The organism is Geminocystis sp. NIES-3709 (assembly GCF_001548115.1).
GTDB lineage: Bacteria > Cyanobacteriota > Cyanobacteriia > Cyanobacteriales > Cyanobacteriaceae > Geminocystis.
This window is the reverse complement of the sequence record NZ_AP014821.1, coordinates 3,907,702-3,926,428: the sequence shown is the minus strand read 5'-3', so window position 1 is coordinate 3,926,428 and position 18,727 is coordinate 3,907,702. Positions and strand designations below refer to the sequence as shown.

The following is an 18,727-nucleotide window of genomic DNA, read 5'->3' as shown; positions in this document are numbered from 1 at the left end:
TCTGGGGGTTTTTAAATGTAATCTAATCTAAATCTGCTTCCATCACCATTGCAGTGGCTTGACGGGTTGTATTTTGAAATTCTTGGACGTTTACTCTGTTTAAAAGCACGATCGCAGCTATGGCAACAAAGGCTTCACAAACAAAGACAAAACTATAAGCCATCCAAGCATTATTAAATAAAAATCTCCCTATATCTAATATCCAACCTCCAAGGGCGATGGCAATTCCCCGAGACATTGCTTGTGCTAAACCCCATGCACCGACAAAAGTACCTGCGGTTTCGGCGGCGGTTAAGTCTAACATTAAACTAATTGAACCGATCGTTGTGATACCTGCGGCTATACCAAATAAGACCATTGCCCCTTGTAATATTTGAGGCATGGCGGTTAATCCGGCAAAAATTATTAAGGTAAAAGATAAAGCAACTAGAGTACAACCAATTTTAGTGGTTTTAGTTTTCCCAAGACGAGGAACAACAAAAAATCCTGTGATACCATAACCAATTAAGATCCCTATTCCCCAAAAAGAGTTTAGCATAGTGGTTTCACCGATCGACATTTTAAAGACTTCACCGCCGTAAGGTTCTAAAATTGCTTCTTGCATAAATAAACTCATTGTCACCATGACTAAAAATGTAAAGAAAATACCTGTTTGACGGGATGAAGTCAAGATTTTTAAAGCACGTTTTAAGCTGATACCGTCTTCTCTATCAACAAAAGATGATCTTAAACGATAACGGGAGAATTTTTTTTCTACTCCCCAAGTAGCAATGATAGTTAATAGGATAACGATAATAGGAACAGATATAAATATGGCATTAATAGGAGGTATAAGCACATCTAAAGAAATAACATTGTCTTCTCCTACGGCTAAATTTTTTAGTAGGATATTGCCTGTAATGCCACCAATAACGATACCTACCATCAGCATAGACCAAATTGTTCCTACTATTTTCGATCGATTATCTTCATCGGAAATATCTACCAGTAAGGCAGTAAAAGGAGTTGAACTAGCACCCGTTGCGATACCTTGTACCATAAAGATTAAAGCTAAAGCGATACTAACCATGATGGTAAAATTATTCCATTGCCAACCGTTGTTATTAACAATATCGCCTCCTAATAACCATACTAATTGTACAGCTAAAAAGATACTAATTCCTACAGTGGTTACTCCCAACAAAACATAACCTGTACGATGTAAGCCAAATAATTTTTTACTATCAGATAACTGTCCTAGCCATACTCTTGTAGGTGCGACAAGTTGCCCTAGTGCAAGAACACTAGATGCGATCGTTGCGGGAATGGCTAACTCAGAAATCATCACTCGATTTAATACCGCTAAAGTCAATACTGAGATTAAACCAATACCTAGATTAAATAATCCTAATCGCAACATGGTTAAAATATTAACTTTTGGGATGGTATGGGGTATTTTTTCAGAAAGAGAACTATTACTATCAGTAGTCATATTATTATTATTTTTAATCTATTCAATCATCTATTCTGACTCTTTTTTCATAACGGTATTTAGACAAAAATTGAGCATCGAATAAACTGTTAAAAGCCCTAAGTACCGATAAGATTATAAGCCTAAAAGAAAAAATTGCAGAAATAAGGGGAATTCTTTCAAATATTTATTAACTTATTTGTTGGGTGTTAGAAACTGTTTGAAAAGTATTGAGGTAAAATATTCCAGTGGAAAAATGAATGAAAAAATAAATGACAACACTATCATAGGATACTGACCTTACTGATTACCAGTGGCAAATTTTAGAACCATTAATTCCTCCTGCCAAAACCGGTGGAAGAAATCGTTGTGTGAATCTCCCAGAAGTACTCAATACCATCTTTTATCTTCTTGCGAATGGAATTAAACGTTGGGCAATGCCTCATGACTTTCTCAAATGGCAAACAGTTTACACTTATTTTCGAGCTTGGGAATCTAATGGTACATGGCGAGTCATTAATCAGCAGTTGCGAGAGCAAGTACGTGTCAAAGTAGGAAGAAACCGTGTTCCCAGTGCCGGTACTGTGGATAGTCAATCAGTAAAAACAGCAATGGGTGGGGAAGAAATTGGTTTTGATGGGAGAAAGAAAGTTAAGGGGCGAAAAAGAAGGATTTTGGTTGATACGATGGGTTTAATTCTCGATTTGTGGGTTTGTGCGTTCATGGAGCGAAACCCTCAGATCATCAAGGAATGGAATTAATTGTTAGCCACTTTTGCCTCACAGTTTTGGACTTGTTTAAAAATAATTTGGGTAGATATAGCAATAAACGGGTTAGTTAAGACATTCTAAAAATCTATAGTTGTCATTCCGAGCATAGAGAGGAATCTCAAAAGGTCGTAATCAACTCGTTATCTGCTATAGTACTTTTGCGGGGAAAGAATTCATCGCCAAAATAGAAAGAGAATTTGGCTGGAAACTAGAACATTTAAAAAGGACAGATGAAGAAACAAGTTTCAGTGTGATCCCCAAAAGATGCGTAGTAGAGAGGACATATTCATGGTTTGGCCATTACCGAAGATTGAGTAAGGATTATGAATTTTACCAACTACGAGTGAAATGATGATTTTTGCCAGTATGATTCATATTGTGCTGAGAAGATTAGAACGTCAATCTCAAAATGTCTAATCGACTTCTAAACTTTTCAAACACCTTCTAAGGTGCTTTGCTACAAATAAAATAAAATAGCAATACTCTTAATATTATACGCCTAATGCGAATTAAGTCTTGAAACTTTTTTCTCTACATAGATAATTTCTAAACAAAAATTTTTACAGATTTATGAAAATCTTATACAAGATATAAAATGAAAACAGGAGGTGTTGATAAATCCGACGGTATCGAAACAAGAAGACTAGCTAGTTTACCAAAAGTAGTAATTGCGGTGCAAAACAGGTAATGAGTCAAATCGAAAAACATAGTAAAACACCCCTTGGATTAAGAAAAAATATCAAAAAATTAAAGCCTTCTAAAAAATAAAATACACAGGAAATTATGAATCAATTAATTTTCTAGTTTATAGCTTTGAAAATAATAATAAAATGAAAATAAAAACAAGTAATTATGATAAAGTTAACAGAAGAAAAATTTATTGTTTTTTAACTTATGCTACACACAGTAATTGCATTAGAAAACTTATTATCTCAATATAATATTAGTACCAAAGATTGGAGTCATGATTTAGGAAATAAGACGATCGAGGAATTATTTACCGAGATAAAAGAAGGAGAATCTGAGTTAAAAATACTTGATCAAAAATTAGTTAGACTATTAAAAGTAAGCTCGATCGATGTTAAATTTAAACTAGGCGATCAATATTTTCAACTAATAGAAGATAAGCAGATATTTTTAAGTGGAATAGAAAGAAAAAGAGAGCTAGTTACTATCACAGAAAAACTAAAACAATACGAAACCCCCTTAAAAGGTGCTTATCGAGGATTAGAAGAAGAAATAGGTCTAAAATTAGACAAAGAATTAACATTTGAAGGAGAAACTGATTGGGAAAAAATATCACCTAGTTATCCCAATTTATTCACTAGATATGAACTTTATAATTATTCTATAATTCTAGGAGAAAAATATATAAAATATATTCGCTTTTCTGAATATCAAGAAGAAGAAAAATTACTCAGTCTTTTTACTTTAAAACCTTGTGATTAAAAAACAAATTTATTCCCTATTCTGAGCAAATTCTTTTTAACCATAATTCAAAACGATCGCCCCATGTCGTTAAAGAGTACTCTTGTTCTGCCGATCGACGACAATCATGACGATTAATTTCAGGAAGACGATTAATAGCCGTAACTAATCCTTCAATGCTGTCAGGAGTTACGAGAAAACCAGTTTTACAATCATCAATGATTTCAGCAGGGCCACCTCTCGCATAACTAATCACAGGAACACCACAGGCTAAGGCTTCAATGGCAACATTCCCAAAGGCTTCCACCCAACGAGGAGTCATTAATAATGCTTGACAATAACCCAATTCCCTCTGTAAATCAATAGTAGATAAAAAACCTTTATATTCGATCGGGGCTTGATGATGTTGTGTTACAATGCTATGCCAGTATTGTTCATCTTGAATTTTCCCAAAAATTAGTAACGGTATTTGAGTAATTTCTGAGGCTTTGACAGCATCTTCTAAGGCTTTTTCTGGAGCAATTCTTCCTAACCATGCCAATTTTTTGTCTGGACTTTCTCTAAATTGGTATAAAGATAAATCAATTCCACTTCCTAAACATTCACAAACATTAGCAAAAGGGAAAGTATTTGCTTGAGATTTCGTATAAACCCCAAAATTTAGAGGATATTTTTGAGCAGTTTGTGTCATCCCATGATCCAGACTATCAGACAACGAGCCCATACTGATAAAATGAGCGATCGAACTCTGAAAAAAAGGAGTTAAGTAAAAAGGCAGCCAGTCAAAAGCAAAATTTACCAACACATCATAATCAGATTGCACCTGTCTAGCATATTCCCACATATTTCCCAACACCGAATTTTGAGGCATAACCGTAGGAATATCACGAGTTTGAGTTTGAGCTGGAATATGTAAATTGCCCTCTATTCCAACTATATCAGCATTTTGTAAATAAGAACCTTTCGGCGCCACAACTTTCACCAGATGATTACGCCTTTGCATTTCTTGAATTAAATTGTAGATAGTTAATTCTACACCGCCCCCAATACCTGAACTTAATGTACCCACTGGGGTAGATAAGATTAAGATTTTCATTGTCATGGTAAAAGAATCTAGTTGATGTTTGAACTGTCAAAAAAGTCTCAATTATCACTTATTAATAATCGTTAAGACAAAGATTAATAAATATCATAGAGATTTATCTTGTCAAACGTACCATGCTTGTTTATGCTTATTCTAGTAGATTGAAAAATATCTTAACTAGAAGTTCATTAGAGAATCAAAAAAGTAAAAATACTCATTAATTTACTGACCAACTAATTTTTTTTGTCTGTTGATCTTAAAATTTTGTGAGTAAATTAAAACTTTTAGAACACGACTTTTGGTTCAGTTTTAAGTAAATTTAGTGTATCAAGGAAAAAATAAAATGTCAATTGCAGTAGGAATGATTGAAACCCTAGGGTTTCCAGCAGTAGTAGAAGCGGCAGATGCGATGGTTAAAGCCGCTCGTGTAACTCTTGTGGGTTATGAAAAAATTGGTAGTGGTCGTGTTACCGTTATCATTCGTGGTGATGTATCTGAAGTACAGGCTTCCATCTCGGCGGGTATTGAGTCAGCAAACAGAGTAAGTGGAGGAGAAGTTCTTTCAACCCATATCATTGCTCGTCCTCACGAAAACCTCGAATATGTATTACCCATTCGTTATACCGAAGAAGTAGAACAATTCCGTAGTTATTAATATTTAGTCATTAGCCTATGGTTGACTAAAATTCACCTTCAAAATTTAGAGCTATTTAACTCTCAAATATTGATTTATAAATTTCCAAATAAAATAACCTAAAAAAAATATGTCAATTGCAGTAGGAATGGTAGAAACTTTAGGGTTTCCTGCCGTAGTAGAAGCAGCAGATGCGATGGTTAAAGCCGCTCGTGTAACTCTTGTGGGTTACGAAAAAATCGGTAGTGGTCGTGTAACTGTTATCGTTCGTGGTGATGTATCTGAAGTACAAGCCTCTGTGAGTGCAGGAATTGAAAATGTTAAACGAGTAAAAGGTGGTCAAGTTCTATCTCACCATATCATTGCTCGTCCCCACGAAAACCTTGAATATGTATTACCTATTCGTTATACCGAAGAAGTCGAACAATTCAGAGAAAGTATCAATCCTCGTCCTTTGGGCAGATCTTAATCAGGAATTAAATTAATGCAAATTGCCAAAGTGTGTGGTACAGTTGTTAGTACTCACAAATCACGGACATTAACAGGTGTCAAGTTATTATTAGTACAATTTTTAGATGCTGATGGTAATGTGCTACCCAACTATGAAGTAGCCGGAGACACCGTCGGGGCTGGTATCAATGAATGGGTACTTGTCACTCGTGGCAGTGCCGCTCGAAAAGAAACTGGTCATGAAGAACGTCCCGTCGATGCGATGGTAGTGGGCATTATAGATACAGTTACAACCACATCCGATCTGCTTTATAGCAAGAAAGATGCTGAAAGAATGTATTAAATACTAAATAAAGTATTTTGGTTTTAATCTGTAACAACCAGAAAAATCAATCCGTGAGGACAAATTAGGACAAAAGTATTAATCCTTCAAGATATTCTTAACATCCTAATGAGTGTCCTTGAGAGATTAAATAAGATAATTATTGTGGAGGTTTATAGTGAGCGTCCCTATAATGGCGGCTCCACCTACTCCTTGGTCAAAAAATTTAGCTGAACCAAAAGTAGATGATAGTGCTTATGTTCATTCCTTCTCTAATTTAATTGGAGATGTGAAAGTCGGAGCAAATGTTTTAATTGCCCCGGGTACTTCTATTCGTGCAGATGAAGGTACACCTTTTCACATAGGTAATGGTAGTAATATTCAGGATGGGGTAGTAATTCATGGACTGGAGCAAGGTAGAGTTAAAGGTGATGATGATCGAGACTATTCCGTATGGATTGGTGAAGATTCCTGTATCACTCATTTAGCCTTAATTCATGGCCCTGCTTATGTGGGTAATAACTGTTTTATTGGTTTTCGATCGACAGTTTTTAATGCCAGAGTTGGAGATGGTTGTATTGTCATGATGCACGCTCTAATTCAGGATGTGGAAATTCCGCCCGGAAAATATGTGCCTTCAGGTTCGGTGATTACTAATCAACAACAAGCCGATCGACTTCCTGATGTGCAACCCGAAGATCGAGAATTTGCGGCCCATGTAGTCCATATTAACGAAGCCTTAGCCGCCGGTTATCACTGTGCGAACAATAATGCTTGTATTAATGCCATCCGAGAAGAAAATACTCCGGAGCAAAAACCAACCCATAATCAAACTAATGGTTATCAATCAGTAACTAATATGAGTTTAAATACAGATATAATCAATCAAGTCCGATCGCTGTTAAGACAAGGTTGCACCATTGGTGTAGAACACGCTAATACTCGTCGTTTTAAAACCAAATCTTGGTTAAGTGCTTCCTTAAATGCTACCAATGAGGCTGGAATCTTAGCAGAATTAGGTAATATATTAAATGAATGTAGTGGTGAATATGTTCGCCTAATTGGAGTTGATCCTCAAGCTAAACGTAGAATTGCCGAAGTTATTATTCAGCGTCCTGGTGAAGCACCAGCCCCCGTACAAGCTAGTAAGGGCAACACAGCTAAAGTAAATAGTAACGGAAATGGTCATGCTCCTGTTAGTAAAGGTAACGGCGATTTAGCCAGTGAAATTCGTTCTCTAATTCAAGGCGGTTATAGTATTGGAGTTGAATATGCCGATGCTCGTCGTTTTAAAACCAAGTCTTGGTTAACAGCACCTAGTGTTAAAACTAACTCAGTTAATGAAGCGATTAGTACTATTCAAGGCTATTTAGCAGATTTGAGCGGTAACTATGTGCAACTTGTAGGCGTTGATCCTCAAGCTAAACGTCGTGTATCTCAGGTTATTATTCAACGACCGGGAGAAACCGCTAGTATCAGTAGTAATGGTAATGGAAACGGTAAAGTTAGCTATCAACCATCCCGAAGTAATAGTGGAAGTGCTATTAATAGTAGTTTGAGTGCAGAAGCGATCTCCCAAGTTCGTAGTCTCTTATCTCAAGGGTATCAAATAGCCACCGAACACGCAGATATTCGCCGTTTTAAAAGTAAATCTTGGCAAAGTTGTTCCCCAATCAAAGCAACTAGCGAAAGTCAAGTAATCTCAGCTTTAGAGGCTTGTGTACAAGATCATGCTGGAGAATATGTTCGTTTAATTGGTATTGATACCAATGCTAAACGCAGAGTATTAGAGATGATTATCCAACGCCCCGGACAAACTAATCAGGCAACTCCTGTTACTAATAATAATGGTAATAGTACAAATGTTTCTGCTTATACGAACACTAAAAACGGTAGTAGTTCTCTCGATGCTAACACTTTAGCTCAAGTGCGTTCTTTATTGTCTCAAGGTTATCGTATTGGCACAGAACACGCAGATGTGCGCCGTTTTAAAACTAAATCTTGGCAAAGTTGTTCTCCCATCGACAGTAATAATGAAAGTCAAGTTATTTCGGCTTTACAAGGCTGTCTTCAAGAGCATAATGGTGAATATGTCCGTTTAATTGGTATTGATACTCAAGCTAAACGCCGTGTTTTAGAGGCTATCATTCAAAGACCATAATTTAATGAGGAATGAGAAATGAGGAATGAGAAATTTAGAATTTGAAATGCAGAATTAATAAATTCTTTCCTCTCTTCCTCCTACTCCTCTTTCCATTTTTTCTTATCCGAACTCTGAACTCATGTCATTACCCATTTTACATCCTAGTACTATAGATACAACCCAAATACGAGGAAATGTCACGATCGATCAAAGTGTCATTATCGCTTCAGGAGTTATTTTAAATGCCACTCAAGGTAATAAAATAATCATTCATGGAGGGGTTTGTTTGGGAATGGGTACTATTATTACGGCTTATAATGGAGATGTGGAAATTAGGGAAAATACAATTTTAGGATCTGGCAGTTTAATTTTAGGTAAGTCTGTTATTGGATCTCAAGTTTCTTTGGGAGCTTCTGTGACCGTTTATAATTCTAACATTGAATCTATGAGTGTAATTCCGGCTGGTTCAATTATAGGCGATCGATCCCGTCAAATAAATTTTAATGAAGATGTTAACATAAATTCTTCTTCTCAAAAAATCAATTCTCCGACACAAACTATTATTGATGGGGTAAAAAATGGTTTCACGCCAAAAATAGAAACTGAGAATATTCCTATAGAAGAAAATAATAATAACCACTCATCAGACACAGAAAATTACAATACTTTTAACGAAATAGAAGAAAATATCACGGAAAATGAGCAAGAATCCCCAACTTTAGAAATAGAAGAAAATTCAGAAACAGAAATCCTTAATAATGATGTGTGGGAAGATAACACTCCTCAAGTTAACACCGTAGTTGGACAAGTTTATATCAATAAATTATTATTTACCCTTTTTCCTGAACGAAAAACTCCATAAGGAAACAAAATTATTATTTTCCCCGTCTGGTAGTTTAGTTTGTTAAAGTAAGAATCAGTTAAATTAATTAGTATATTGAATTATTATGAATTTATTAAAAATCACTAAACCTTTTTTGGCAACTTTAGCCGTTACAACTTCTTTAATTACAGGTTTACCTAATTTAGTTGTGGCTCAAAGTAACCCCGGATTAACTCTTTTTAGTGGGGTCGATCGACAAGATATACTAAACTATCATTTAGATTTTGGGGGTAAATCAGGAGGTTGGGATCGTTATCGTCTCAGAATCCCCGGCAAAAAACTCACTCAAGGAGCAGCAAAATTTTTTATTACCTATCCAGAATATTATCGTGGTACTTTTGATGTTGACTCAATCGAAGTGAGAGTAAAAAATGAAAAATTACCGATTAGGGAAATTGTATGGGATAAAGAAAGTCGTATTATTGAAATTGATTTAGAAAAACCTCTTCTTGAAAGTAATAAAGTGGAATTGGTTTTTTCTAACGTCAAAAACCCTGAGAATGGGGGTACTTTTTATTTCCAAGCACAAATTTTGACACCTGGACAAGTACCTTTAAGATTGAACCTTGGCACATGGATTTTGAGTATCAATTAGACTTTGCTGAAAAAGTTTTTTGACAAGGGGAGACAGGAGATAACTTCAGTTTGAGAGAAGATTAATTGACAAGATAAGATGTCAGTTCGATTTACCTTCAAAAATTTGATAGTTTTCTTCTCTTTCTCTTTATCTCCTCTTTCTTATCCCTTTACCACAATTTTTTTGGTTCATTTCTTTAACTACCGGGTTTACAAACATTATAATCTTCATGGGAAACAACAGCTTCAGGCGCTACAAAACTGCCGTAATCTCTACAGATAAGACGATAATTTCTAGTTACGGGAATACTAATAATAAATCGATCGTGTCGTAACCTTTTACCCCTAAAATTGGTATAACTGGTATGGTTTTGAATATTCTGTATAATCTGCCTAGCTTTTAAAACTACATTTCTAGGTAAAGAACTTAAATCGATCGGATCATGACAAAATGTTTCCTGCCAAGCATTTTTTTCTTTTTTCTTTTGTTCTCTCACAGCGTAAGATTGCTCACATCTATGGCATTCTCTACCGTAACCACTATGACCACAGGCAAATTTTTTCTTTCTTCTGGACATTTTTTTCTCTCCTAAATATGTATTTTTATCTTGATAAGAAAATCAGTCTTTTAGGCAAATTTATCTAAAAATCTAACTTATGAAATTAATATTTTTATGATCAAAGATTCGATCGATCTTTTTTATTTATAGGATTGATCAATGTTATTAATTGTGAGTATAAAATTAGATTAATTATCTGTAAATCTAGGTTTGATTAAAATTGTTTTTTCATGAATCTATAATTATTAAAGTTATTGAATTTTTCCTAAAAATACCATCCTAATTACTGGTGTTTTAATGATTTATGTTAGATTTTTATGAACTTTTGTAAATAAATTAAGAAAATTTGGTAAATTAATTAGTAATTAACAGAGTATTTGTATTGATATAATTCAATAATTAATAATCAAACTCAATGATTTTTGTTTATCAGATTAGATTTAAACAAATAATGAGTCTTAAAGCCTACTTTTAGATTGATCCCCACAATCTTAGGATACAAGATCGTCCTTGTGATCTACAAACTTTGTTGCGATTTATTAAGAAAAAACCTTCATAAAACTTTAAAAAATTCAGAAATAATTAAATATTGTGCAAAAAAAGTATTTTAGAAATAACCCCAAAAACCTCGATTATAAAAGAGAAATGAACAAAAAATTATTATAAAATCTTTCACAATGAGTATTTTATGAGAAAATTAGTATCTACCAACAAAAAATTATATGAATAGAAAAGAGAGGTTAACAAACAAAAGTTAGTAGGGGAGATTAATAAAAATTTTAGAGTTTTTAAATATAACTTAATTCTGATAAATGATTTAAGATTGCTAAAAAATGTTAAAGAAAATTAAAAAGTAAAAAATATTATTTGAATAAATTATGAATAACTTGATTATATTTTGGCATCGTAAAGACTTAAGATTAACTGATAATTTAGGGCTATTTTTTGCTAGGGAAAATACAAATAAAATTATCGGAATATTCTGCTTAGATCCAGCTATTTTACAAAGTGATGATATTGCTCCAGCTAGGGTAAAATACTTGTTAGGTTCTTTAGAAGAATTACAAAAAAATTATCAAAAATTAGGTAGTGATTTATTAATTTTTCATGATTCTCCCATTAATATAATTCCTTTTTTGGCCGAAGCGTTAAAAGCAGAAAAAGTTTATTGGAATTTAGATATTGAACCTTTTGCTCGGAAACGAGATAAAATAATGAAAAGTGCTTTAGAAGCTAAGGGTATCAAAGTAGAGACATTTTGGGATCAATTATTACACCCTCCAGAAACAATTCTTTCTAAAACCAATACTCCCTATACGATTTATACTCCTTTTTGGCGTAACTGGTCACAACAGGACAAGCAAAAACCCTTTCCCTCTATTTCTAATTTATCTTCTCTAAAGGATGAAGAATATAACATTAGCAAAAATTTGGGTTTAATTCCTTTACCTTCTCTCAAAGATTTAGGTTTTATTTGGGATAATGAATTACTGTTATCTTCAGGAGAAGTGGCTGCACAGGAAAGATTAGAATATTTTTGTCGTTATTTGTTGTCAGATTATAATGAAAATCGTAATTATCCTTCGATCGATGGTACATCTCAACTAAGTCCTGCCATTAAATTTGGTACGATCGGGTGTAGAACTTTATGGCAAAATACGATCGAGGAATTAGAAAATGCTCAAAGTGACGAAGCGAGAGAAAACATTATTACATGGCAAAAAGAATTAGCGTGGCGAGAATTTTATCAACATTGTCTTTATTTTTTTCCCCCATTGGCGGAAGGTGCTTATCGAGAGCAATTTAAAGTCTTCCCTTGGCAAAATAACGAAAAACTTTTTCAGGCATGGTGTGAAGGAAAAACAGGTTATCCCATTGTCGATGCCGCTATGAGACAATTAAATGAAACTGGATGGATGCACAACCGTTGTCGGATGATTGTAGCTAGTTTTTTGACTAAAGATTTAATAATCGATTGGCGTTGGGGGGAAAAATACTTTATGCAAAAACTCTATGATGGAGACTTAGCCTCTAATAATGGGGGTTGGCAGTGGAGTGCTTCTAGTGGTATGGATCCTAAGCCATTACGTATCTTTAATCCCGCTTCTCAAGCCCAAAAATTTGACAGTGAGGCTGAATATATCCGTAGATGGTTGCCTGAAATTAGTCACCTCGATACAGGAGAATTAGTTACAGGAAAAATATTCCCGTTGTCTGCTCAAGGTTGTAATTATCCTATGCCTATAGTTGATCACAATCAACAACAAAGAGAGTTTAAACAAATATATCAAAACTTGAAGAATTAAAATTCTTAGAATCAAGTCTTAACAAATCTAGTATAATTGTATTGATAACCAAAAAATCCACTATCATTCCTTGTAGAAAAATTATGACGATAAAGCAATTAGCATTGATTAGTGAGTTAGTAACGATCGATCATGGTAAATATATAGTTAAAGTAGCGGTAACTCAAGAAGGGGTGATTTTAGGTACAGCATTAGCCGCTAATGACACTATCGAAAAAGCAGAAGATGAAGCTCGAAAAAGAGCGATCGCTGTAGTTAATTGGAGTAAAAATGAAACTTTATCAGATAATCAAGCAAAAAAAGAAATTATCACCCCACAATCTCCAAAAAAAGACTCAATACCCCAGAAAATAAAACCAGAAATCATCACAAAAACTTTCCCCACTCCCCCTATAACTCAAGATTTACCACCATTGGAGAAACAATCGAAAACAATCGAAGAAAATGAAGATTTATGGGAATCATACAATACAAATGAAATAAAGGAGAACCCTCATGAAGTAGATACTTCTATATCACCTCTTGAAAATATTAATGAGAATGAAATTTCAAATACAGATATTAATAATATTTCTTTGTTTGAGAATGAAAATAACAAAGAGGAAACAGCCACTAATAACTTAATTTTATTTCCTGAATTGAACTCAAAAGAATTATCTGAACCCACATTACCCTTAGAATATAGTGAGACGATCGATTTTAGTCAGATTATTGATCAAACCAGTATTGAAATGAAAAGATTAGCATGGACTCAAGAACAAGGTAAAAAATATTTGTTAGAAACCTATGGTAAAAAATCTCGTCATTTATTATCAGATCATGAATTGATAGAATTTTTAAATTATCTTCAAAATCAATAAACTATTGTGGAAGTTAGAAAAGTTAGATTATCGAGAGTTTTTTCGACACTTTCTGAAGAATATTTAATTTTCTTGTTCTGATTAAATATTCTTTCAAAATCTTTATTAAGTGGTTTAATTTTTTCTTTAGTTCTTTTTTGATTAATCAATGTTTTTACCATTACAATATTCATTATAAAGGTTGACATAGTCCATAATATTTGCTATTGCTGATGGACGTAAATTGCGTTTATCTGGCGGAAATTGATTTAACACTAATTGATGAACTTGATAGACATTACACCAAGATTGTGGATTCTCCAAATTTTTTTGTCCTTCTACTAATGCTCGTACAAAATGTGCAGTGAAATCATCAGGTAATTCTACAACAACAGATGTTAATAATTCCAAAGGGGTAATGCGAAATAAGGGTAGAGAACTATTATTATCTATGGGAGATAAATTAAAATAATCATCCATTGCCAATAAATAACCTAAGACAAATTTATCAAAAGAAGTTAAATCTTTTATGGTTAAATTATTAATTGTTAAACCTTTAGATTTAGCCAATCCTTCTAAGAATAAATAACCGTTATTTTGTCCATCAAAATTCCAACCTAAAGCGTTAATTACTGCGGCTTTTTGATCTAATGGTGCCTCACTAAGAAGAAAATTTAAAACATCTTTTTCTAGTTTTTTACTATTTTTAGCGATCGAAATAATTGTCATATCTTCATAAGAATTTGCCAAATCAGTCGAAGTAAGTGGACTATCAGCGTAAGCTGAATTAGTAATTAAAAAAAAGAATATTGTACTAATTAAACCTGTCTTAATTTTATTTAATAATATTGTTTTCATCATCTTATTAAGTCCTGTCATTAAAGTACCTTAAACAATCTAAAATTTGAGTGTTACTGCTAAAGAATTGATTCAACTAAATTAATATTTAAGGATAGTGGATAATGCCTTTTTATTTTTATCGTGTTATTATGGCATTGAAAATTTATCATAACAAATTAAAAGATTATGAGTAATTTAAGTAACAGAGAAACTTATCAAGGTGAAATGGAGACAAAACTCCAACAATGGGGTGCAAAATTAGATGAATTAAAAGCGAAAGCTGAGGAGGTAGGAGAAGATGCCAAGGCGGATTTACATGAAAAAATAGAGGTTTTAAAAGCAAAAAAAGCTGAGTTAGAAAATAAATTTACTGAACTACAATCTTCAGGAGACGAGGCTTGGGAAAGTTTAAGTGTGGGTTTTCAATCAGCGTGGAATGAATTAACCATTGCTTTTGATAATGCCATGTCTAAGTTTTCTAAATAGAGAGAGATAATGATTATAAATTAATGATTTTTCTTCTATTTTTATGGTTATAGTGGGCATTGCCCACTTTATTGGGAACTTTTTACTGGGGAAATAGTCAAACTAAGTACAACTATTCTCAAATCAGCATAGAATATATTATGGTTTCCTCTATTTCTTTATCTTGGTCTAATTTATCTATTCCGTTTATACAACAAAAAGTGAAAGTTGAACAATTATCCAATACTGATTTAATTTTGTGTTGTCAGCAAACTAGTCAACCTGATAGAGGGGCTTTTGCAGAGTTATTACGCCGTCATCAGGGTTATGTGGATAAGATTTTATATAATTTAGCTCCCGATTGGCAAGATAGAGGAGATATTGCCCAAGAAGTTTGGATTAGAGTATATAAGAAAATTAATAGTTTACAAGATCCCGCTAAATTTAAAGGTTGGTTAAGTCGTATCGCTACTAATTTATTCTATGACCAACTGCGTAAACGAAAAAGAAATGCTACTCCTTTGTCTTTAGACGCTTCGATCGTAATGGAAGAAGATGAGTTAAAATGGGAAGTAGCTTCAGATTTACCCTCTCCCGAAGATAATTTAACCACTGTAGAATTTTATGATCAACTGAGACAAGCCATTGCCGATTTACCTGATACTTTTCGCACAACCATCGTTTTAAGAGAAATACAAGGTTTAAGCTATGAGGAGATTGCGGAAATTACCCAAGTGTCCCTAGGTACGGTAAAATCAAGAATAGCAAGAGCAAGAAATAGACTGCAATTATTATTAAAGCCTTACCTAGAAAATAATCAATAATTTAATTTTAAACACTATAAGCTAAGGAGAAAAAATATGATGACTAACCATTCCTATCCCCCCGACAAATGCACTTTTGAGTTATTAAGTGCGTATTTAGACGGTGAAGTAACTGCCGAACAACGAAAACAAGTACAAGAATTATTATCGAATGATCCTGAAATTCAGGGTTTATACCGAAGACTGTTATATTTACGTCAAGAAATAAATAATTTACCAACTCCTTCCTCAGAATGTAGCGCAAAACAACTTTCTGATGCAGTTTTTGCTAGGGTAGATCAAGAAAAAAAACAACATAAAATTTGGTTATGGAGTGGTGGTACGATCGCTGCAGTAATATTAGCTAGTGTAAGTGGCCTTTTTAGTCCTAATAGAACTCCTTTACTACAAATGGCACAGGAAAATAACTCAACACCGAAGAATGAAACTTTAATTATCGCTTTAAATGAACCCTTAATCGAGATACCCACTACTCAGGAAGAAGGTTTAATGATACCCTTGGATCAGTCTTTGATGGATGCGATCGATAGTAAATAAATATGTATTAATTTCCAACGGATGAGGGTAATCCAAAACCAGTAACAGAAAATTTCCAAGGGTTTTTTCTTTATAATCCGAGGATATGGCAATTAGATGAGTTTTCCCTAAGTAAAGGAATTTAACCCTCAGATTAAAGTCAATTTACCAATTGATAATTGATCCATTCAAGGTTTAAAGTCTCCTCTTTTTAAGGGAAAAAAGATAAAAGGTTGATCTTTTTTAATTCAATCCTCTTCTCTTTTAGCCAGAGGTAAAACTGTCAATTGTACATTGTTCATTGTTGAATACCCCTATTTATTGTCGATTATAAGCTAGTAACCTTATCATAGAAGACATTTAGTTTATATTTTGAATAAATATGGATTGTATTGAAGTTAGCGGTATTCGTAGTTATGGTTATACAGGATTATTACCAGAAGAAAGAACATTGGGTCAATGGTTTGAAGTTGATTTAACCTTATGGTTAGATTTACAAATATCAGGAAAAAGTGATGACATTAACGACACAGTAGATTATCGTCACGTCATTGAAATGGTTAAACACATTATCAAAACAGCTAAGTTTGCCTTGGTAGAGAAGTTAGCTGAAGTGATTGCGGATGATATTTTAAAGTTTGAATCCATTTCTAAAGTTAGAGTGAAGTTATCAAAACCTGCACCTCCTATTCCGGATTTTGGTGGTAAAATCACGATCGACATTACACGAACAAAATAAAAGTTACAAAAGTTTACTTATTTGTCAATTATTACTAAATTTTTCGTAGTTCAATTTAGGCAAATATTAGGCAAATATCGTTATTTTTACCCGAAATACCCCCTAGATTGAGGTTTTTCTAGAGAAGATAAAAAGAGTGAAAATTTGTCAAATTAGTAAGTATAACCCCGATGGTTGTGAGGAGTGAATCTAATTGAATTTTGTTGAAATTGATCACTTATTAGGGAGATAAATACTATGATGTACAATGTAAGAAAAATTAGTCATGCTGTATGGGAATATCTCAATCAGTCTCTGACTCCTAATATCGAACAAGAATCCGTATGGAAACCAAGTCGTTTCTGGTATCTTTATAAAATTAGATTATTAGAGACTTGTTGGTTACAAGATTCTTTTCTACCTTTTCACGAAAGTCAAGATGAGTATAGAACAGGAAATTAGTCGATTACAAGATTTAATGCCAGCTTCAGGCAGGATATGCTGTCGCATCATCAGTAAACCGCAACAAACAGAAATTATTACCACCATTTTCCCCCCCCCTTGGCAATTAAAAAATCGCCCCATTTATATTAATTTTGATTTATGGAGAAAATTATCAGTACCGCAACGGGATTTACTCTTTTTGCGTACGGTTGCGTTACTATTGGGGGTGAAGTGGCTTAAACTTGATATTTATCAAGGAATTATTTTATCTGCATTTTTTGCGTTGATCTTTGAGTTGGTTAATCAAGATATTGTAGGTGTAGTAGTTTCAGGAAGTTTATTTTCCATCGCCCTTAATCAAATTTGGAAACGAAACCGTAGTTTAGAAAAAGAAATAGAAGCGGATGAGGGAGGAATAAAAGTAGCTGTAAGAAGGGGTTATTCTACTCCTTCTGCTATTAAATATCTGTCAGAAGCGATCGAAAATCTACCCCGATTAGAATCTCGTAGAGGATTAAGTTTTACTGAATTGTTGAGACTACAAAATTTAAACAAAAAAGTTATAGTAGAAAATATAAGTTGATGGAGTTGTTTGGGAAACTATTAACGATGATCGAACTAAATCTTAACGATTTTCTTAACCAAAGAGCTTTTTCATCAAACCCTAGTTATGGTTTTATAAAGGTAGGCAATCGATATTACCCACCTGTTTTGACACTTACTTATAAAGTTCAGTAGCTAAACGAAAAGCTAAAATACCGGGGATAAGAGCAATTATTAAAGCTACGAACACTTGGGTCTCAGAAATAGACATGATTAAAAGAACTCCTCTAATAACGATGAATTGATAGAATGAGAATTAAATTACCATTAAATGTGCCTTAATATGGTAACTTTTGCATGATTTCGTAATAATTTGCAACAGTAGAACAATTATCAACACAAAATGAACTTTTCTCATCGTGCGATCGCAAAAAAAATACAAAGTAATCCTTATTATCGGTTTCAATCAGAAACAGAAATAAAAATTGCCAGTGAATTAGGCATCAAAATTGATGCCAATAGGGCAACAGTAGATGATTGGTTAAGATTACCCGGAATATCGATTACTCAAGCTCGAAACTTAGTAGAAATAACTAACTCTGGTATCCATTTTCTCTGTTTAGAAGACTTAGCGGCGGCTTTGGGAGTTTCTGTCTTGAAAATACAATCTTGGCAATCGATCGTATATTTTGCTTATTATGCCCCTGACAGTTATTATGCTCCAGCTAAAATTAATCCCAATAATGCCAGTTTAAATCAACTAAAAACTATCCCTAATTTAAAAGAAGCAATTGCTCAACAAATTATTATAGAAAGAGAAAGTAACGGCAGTTATCGGCATATTGCAGACTTACAAAAAAGACTAAATTTTACTCCTGATTTTGCTTATCATTTAATGTCATATTTTCAATTTTAAACGTAAAGATTTTGTC

At 33.5% G+C, this 18,727-nt stretch carries 21 protein-coding genes and 1 pseudogene; 17 read left to right on the top strand and 5 right to left on the bottom strand.

Annotation, left to right across the window (positions count from 1 at the left end; all coding sequences use genetic code 11):
* Positions 1 to 22 precede the first annotated feature (22 nt).
* Positions 23 to 1,471: a BCD family MFS transporter gene (locus GM3709_RS16770; RefSeq protein ID WP_066121420.1), complete on the bottom strand. Its 1,449-nt coding sequence runs from the start codon at positions 1,469 to 1,471 to the stop codon at positions 23 to 25.
* A 269-nt stretch (positions 1,472 to 1,740) separates the two neighbouring features.
* Between GM3709_RS16770 and GM3709_RS21915 the strand changes: the two are divergent.
* Both GM3709_RS21915 and GM3709_RS16760 read left to right on the top strand, forming a co-directional pair.
* Positions 1,741 to 2,637, top strand: a pseudogene (locus tag GM3709_RS21915) (IS5 family transposase); the annotation flags it as partial.
* A 477-nt stretch (positions 2,638 to 3,114) separates the two neighbouring features.
* The gene (locus GM3709_RS16760; protein ID WP_066121417.1) at positions 3,115 to 3,669 is read left to right on the top strand and encodes a hypothetical protein; all 555 of its coding nucleotides are present in this window, start codon (positions 3,115 to 3,117) and stop codon (positions 3,667 to 3,669) included.
* A gap of 16 nt (positions 3,670 to 3,685) precedes the next feature.
* Here the strand turns inward: GM3709_RS16760 and GM3709_RS16755 are convergent, their stop codons facing one another.
* The gene (locus tag GM3709_RS16755) at positions 3,686 to 4,744 is read right to left on the bottom strand and encodes a glycosyltransferase family 4 protein (protein ID WP_082713031.1); all 1,059 of its coding nucleotides are present in this window, start codon (positions 4,742 to 4,744) and stop codon (positions 3,686 to 3,688) included.
* Between the two features lie 331 nt (positions 4,745 to 5,075).
* On the opposite strand from GM3709_RS16755, the gene GM3709_RS16750 reads away from it, so the two are divergent.
* From GM3709_RS16750 to GM3709_RS16725, 6 genes are all read left to right on the top strand, one after another.
* Positions 5,076 to 5,387, top strand: coding sequence for a carbon dioxide-concentrating mechanism protein CcmK (locus GM3709_RS16750; protein WP_017292630.1), 312 nt, complete (start codon positions 5,076 to 5,078; stop codon positions 5,385 to 5,387).
* A gap of 109 nt (positions 5,388 to 5,496) precedes the next feature.
* On the top strand, positions 5,497 to 5,835 hold the full coding sequence (locus GM3709_RS16745; RefSeq protein WP_017292631.1) for a carbon dioxide-concentrating mechanism protein CcmK: 339 nt from the start codon (positions 5,497 to 5,499) through the stop codon (positions 5,833 to 5,835).
* A gap of 15 nt (positions 5,836 to 5,850) precedes the next feature.
* A complete protein-coding gene (locus GM3709_RS16740; protein ID WP_066121412.1) occupies positions 5,851 to 6,159 on the top strand; it encodes a EutN/CcmL family microcompartment protein in 309 nt (102 codons plus the stop codon).
* Between the two features lie 172 nt (positions 6,160 to 6,331).
* Complete coding sequence (locus tag GM3709_RS16735; protein ID WP_066121410.1) at positions 6,332 to 8,299, top strand: ribulose bisphosphate carboxylase small subunit; 1,968 nt, start codon at positions 6,332 to 6,334, stop codon at positions 8,297 to 8,299.
* Positions 8,300 to 8,420: 121 nt separating this feature from the next.
* Positions 8,421 to 9,143, top strand: coding sequence for a hypothetical protein (locus tag GM3709_RS16730; protein WP_066121408.1), 723 nt, complete (start codon positions 8,421 to 8,423; stop codon positions 9,141 to 9,143).
* An 85-nt stretch (positions 9,144 to 9,228) separates the two neighbouring features.
* Positions 9,229 to 9,759: a DUF2808 domain-containing protein gene (locus GM3709_RS16725; protein WP_066121406.1), complete on the top strand. Its 531-nt coding sequence runs from the start codon at positions 9,229 to 9,231 to the stop codon at positions 9,757 to 9,759.
* A gap of 178 nt (positions 9,760 to 9,937) precedes the next feature.
* On the opposite strand, the gene GM3709_RS16720 is transcribed toward GM3709_RS16725, so the two are convergent.
* Positions 9,938 to 10,318: a hypothetical protein gene (locus GM3709_RS16720; protein ID WP_066121404.1), complete on the bottom strand. Its 381-nt coding sequence runs from the start codon at positions 10,316 to 10,318 to the stop codon at positions 9,938 to 9,940.
* Between the two features lie 860 nt (positions 10,319 to 11,178).
* Between GM3709_RS16720 and GM3709_RS16715 the strand changes: the two genes are divergently transcribed.
* Both GM3709_RS16715 and GM3709_RS16710 read left to right on the top strand, forming a co-directional pair.
* Positions 11,179 to 12,606: an FAD-binding domain-containing protein gene (locus GM3709_RS16715; protein ID WP_066121402.1), complete on the top strand. Its 1,428-nt coding sequence runs from the start codon at positions 11,179 to 11,181 to the stop codon at positions 12,604 to 12,606.
* 83 nt (positions 12,607 to 12,689) lie between these two features.
* Entirely contained in the window at positions 12,690 to 13,466 is a 777-nt protein-coding gene (locus tag GM3709_RS16710; RefSeq protein ID WP_066121400.1) for a hypothetical protein, read from the top strand.
* Positions 13,467 to 13,607: 141 nt separating this feature from the next.
* Here GM3709_RS16710 and GM3709_RS16700 read toward each other — a convergent pair whose 3' ends face one another.
* On the bottom strand, positions 13,608 to 14,306 hold the full coding sequence (locus GM3709_RS16700; RefSeq protein ID WP_066122007.1) for a hypothetical protein: 699 nt from the start codon (positions 14,304 to 14,306) through the stop codon (positions 13,608 to 13,610).
* A gap of 165 nt (positions 14,307 to 14,471) precedes the next feature.
* Here GM3709_RS16700 and GM3709_RS16695 point away from each other — a divergent pair, with 165 nt between their 5' ends.
* The 6 genes from GM3709_RS16695 (at position 14,472) to GM3709_RS16670 (ending at position 17,835) form a co-directional block, all read left to right on the top strand.
* Positions 14,472 to 14,771, top strand: coding sequence for a hypothetical protein (locus GM3709_RS16695; protein ID WP_066121396.1), 300 nt, complete (start codon positions 14,472 to 14,474; stop codon positions 14,769 to 14,771).
* A 140-nt stretch (positions 14,772 to 14,911) separates the two neighbouring features.
* Positions 14,912 to 15,574 carry a sigma-70 family RNA polymerase sigma factor gene (locus tag GM3709_RS16690; RefSeq protein ID WP_066121394.1) on the top strand — a complete coding sequence of 221 codons (663 nt, stop codon included), beginning with the start codon at positions 14,912 to 14,914 and terminating at the stop codon, positions 15,572 to 15,574.
* Between the two features lie 36 nt (positions 15,575 to 15,610).
* Positions 15,611 to 16,111, top strand: coding sequence for an anti-sigma factor (locus GM3709_RS16685; RefSeq protein WP_231937587.1), 501 nt, complete (start codon positions 15,611 to 15,613; stop codon positions 16,109 to 16,111).
* Between the two features lie 361 nt (positions 16,112 to 16,472).
* Positions 16,473 to 16,829, top strand: coding sequence for a dihydroneopterin aldolase (folB, locus tag GM3709_RS16680; RefSeq protein WP_066121390.1), 357 nt, complete (start codon positions 16,473 to 16,475; stop codon positions 16,827 to 16,829).
* A 237-nt stretch (positions 16,830 to 17,066) separates the two neighbouring features.
* Positions 17,067 to 17,270, top strand: a complete 204-nt coding sequence (locus GM3709_RS16675) for a hypothetical protein (protein WP_066121388.1) — start codon at positions 17,067 to 17,069, stop codon at positions 17,268 to 17,270.
* The gene (locus tag GM3709_RS16670; RefSeq protein WP_066121386.1) at positions 17,248 to 17,835 is read left to right on the top strand and encodes a DUF3318 domain-containing protein; all 588 of its coding nucleotides are present in this window, start codon (positions 17,248 to 17,250) and stop codon (positions 17,833 to 17,835) included. Before GM3709_RS16675 ends, GM3709_RS16670 begins: the two co-directional genes overlap by 23 nt.
* A gap of 135 nt (positions 17,836 to 17,970) precedes the next feature.
* Here the strand turns inward: GM3709_RS16670 and psaM are convergent, their stop codons facing one another.
* Positions 17,971 to 18,066 (bottom strand): photosystem I reaction center subunit XII, encoded by a 96-nt coding sequence (gene psaM, locus GM3709_RS19355; protein ID WP_066346475.1) that lies wholly within the window; start codon positions 18,064 to 18,066, stop codon positions 17,971 to 17,973.
* A 132-nt stretch (positions 18,067 to 18,198) separates the two neighbouring features.
* Between psaM and GM3709_RS16665 the strand changes: the two genes are divergently transcribed.
* Positions 18,199 to 18,711, top strand: a complete 513-nt coding sequence (locus GM3709_RS16665; protein WP_066121384.1) for a ComEA family DNA-binding protein — start codon at positions 18,199 to 18,201, stop codon at positions 18,709 to 18,711.
* Positions 18,712 to 18,727 lie beyond the last annotated feature (16 nt).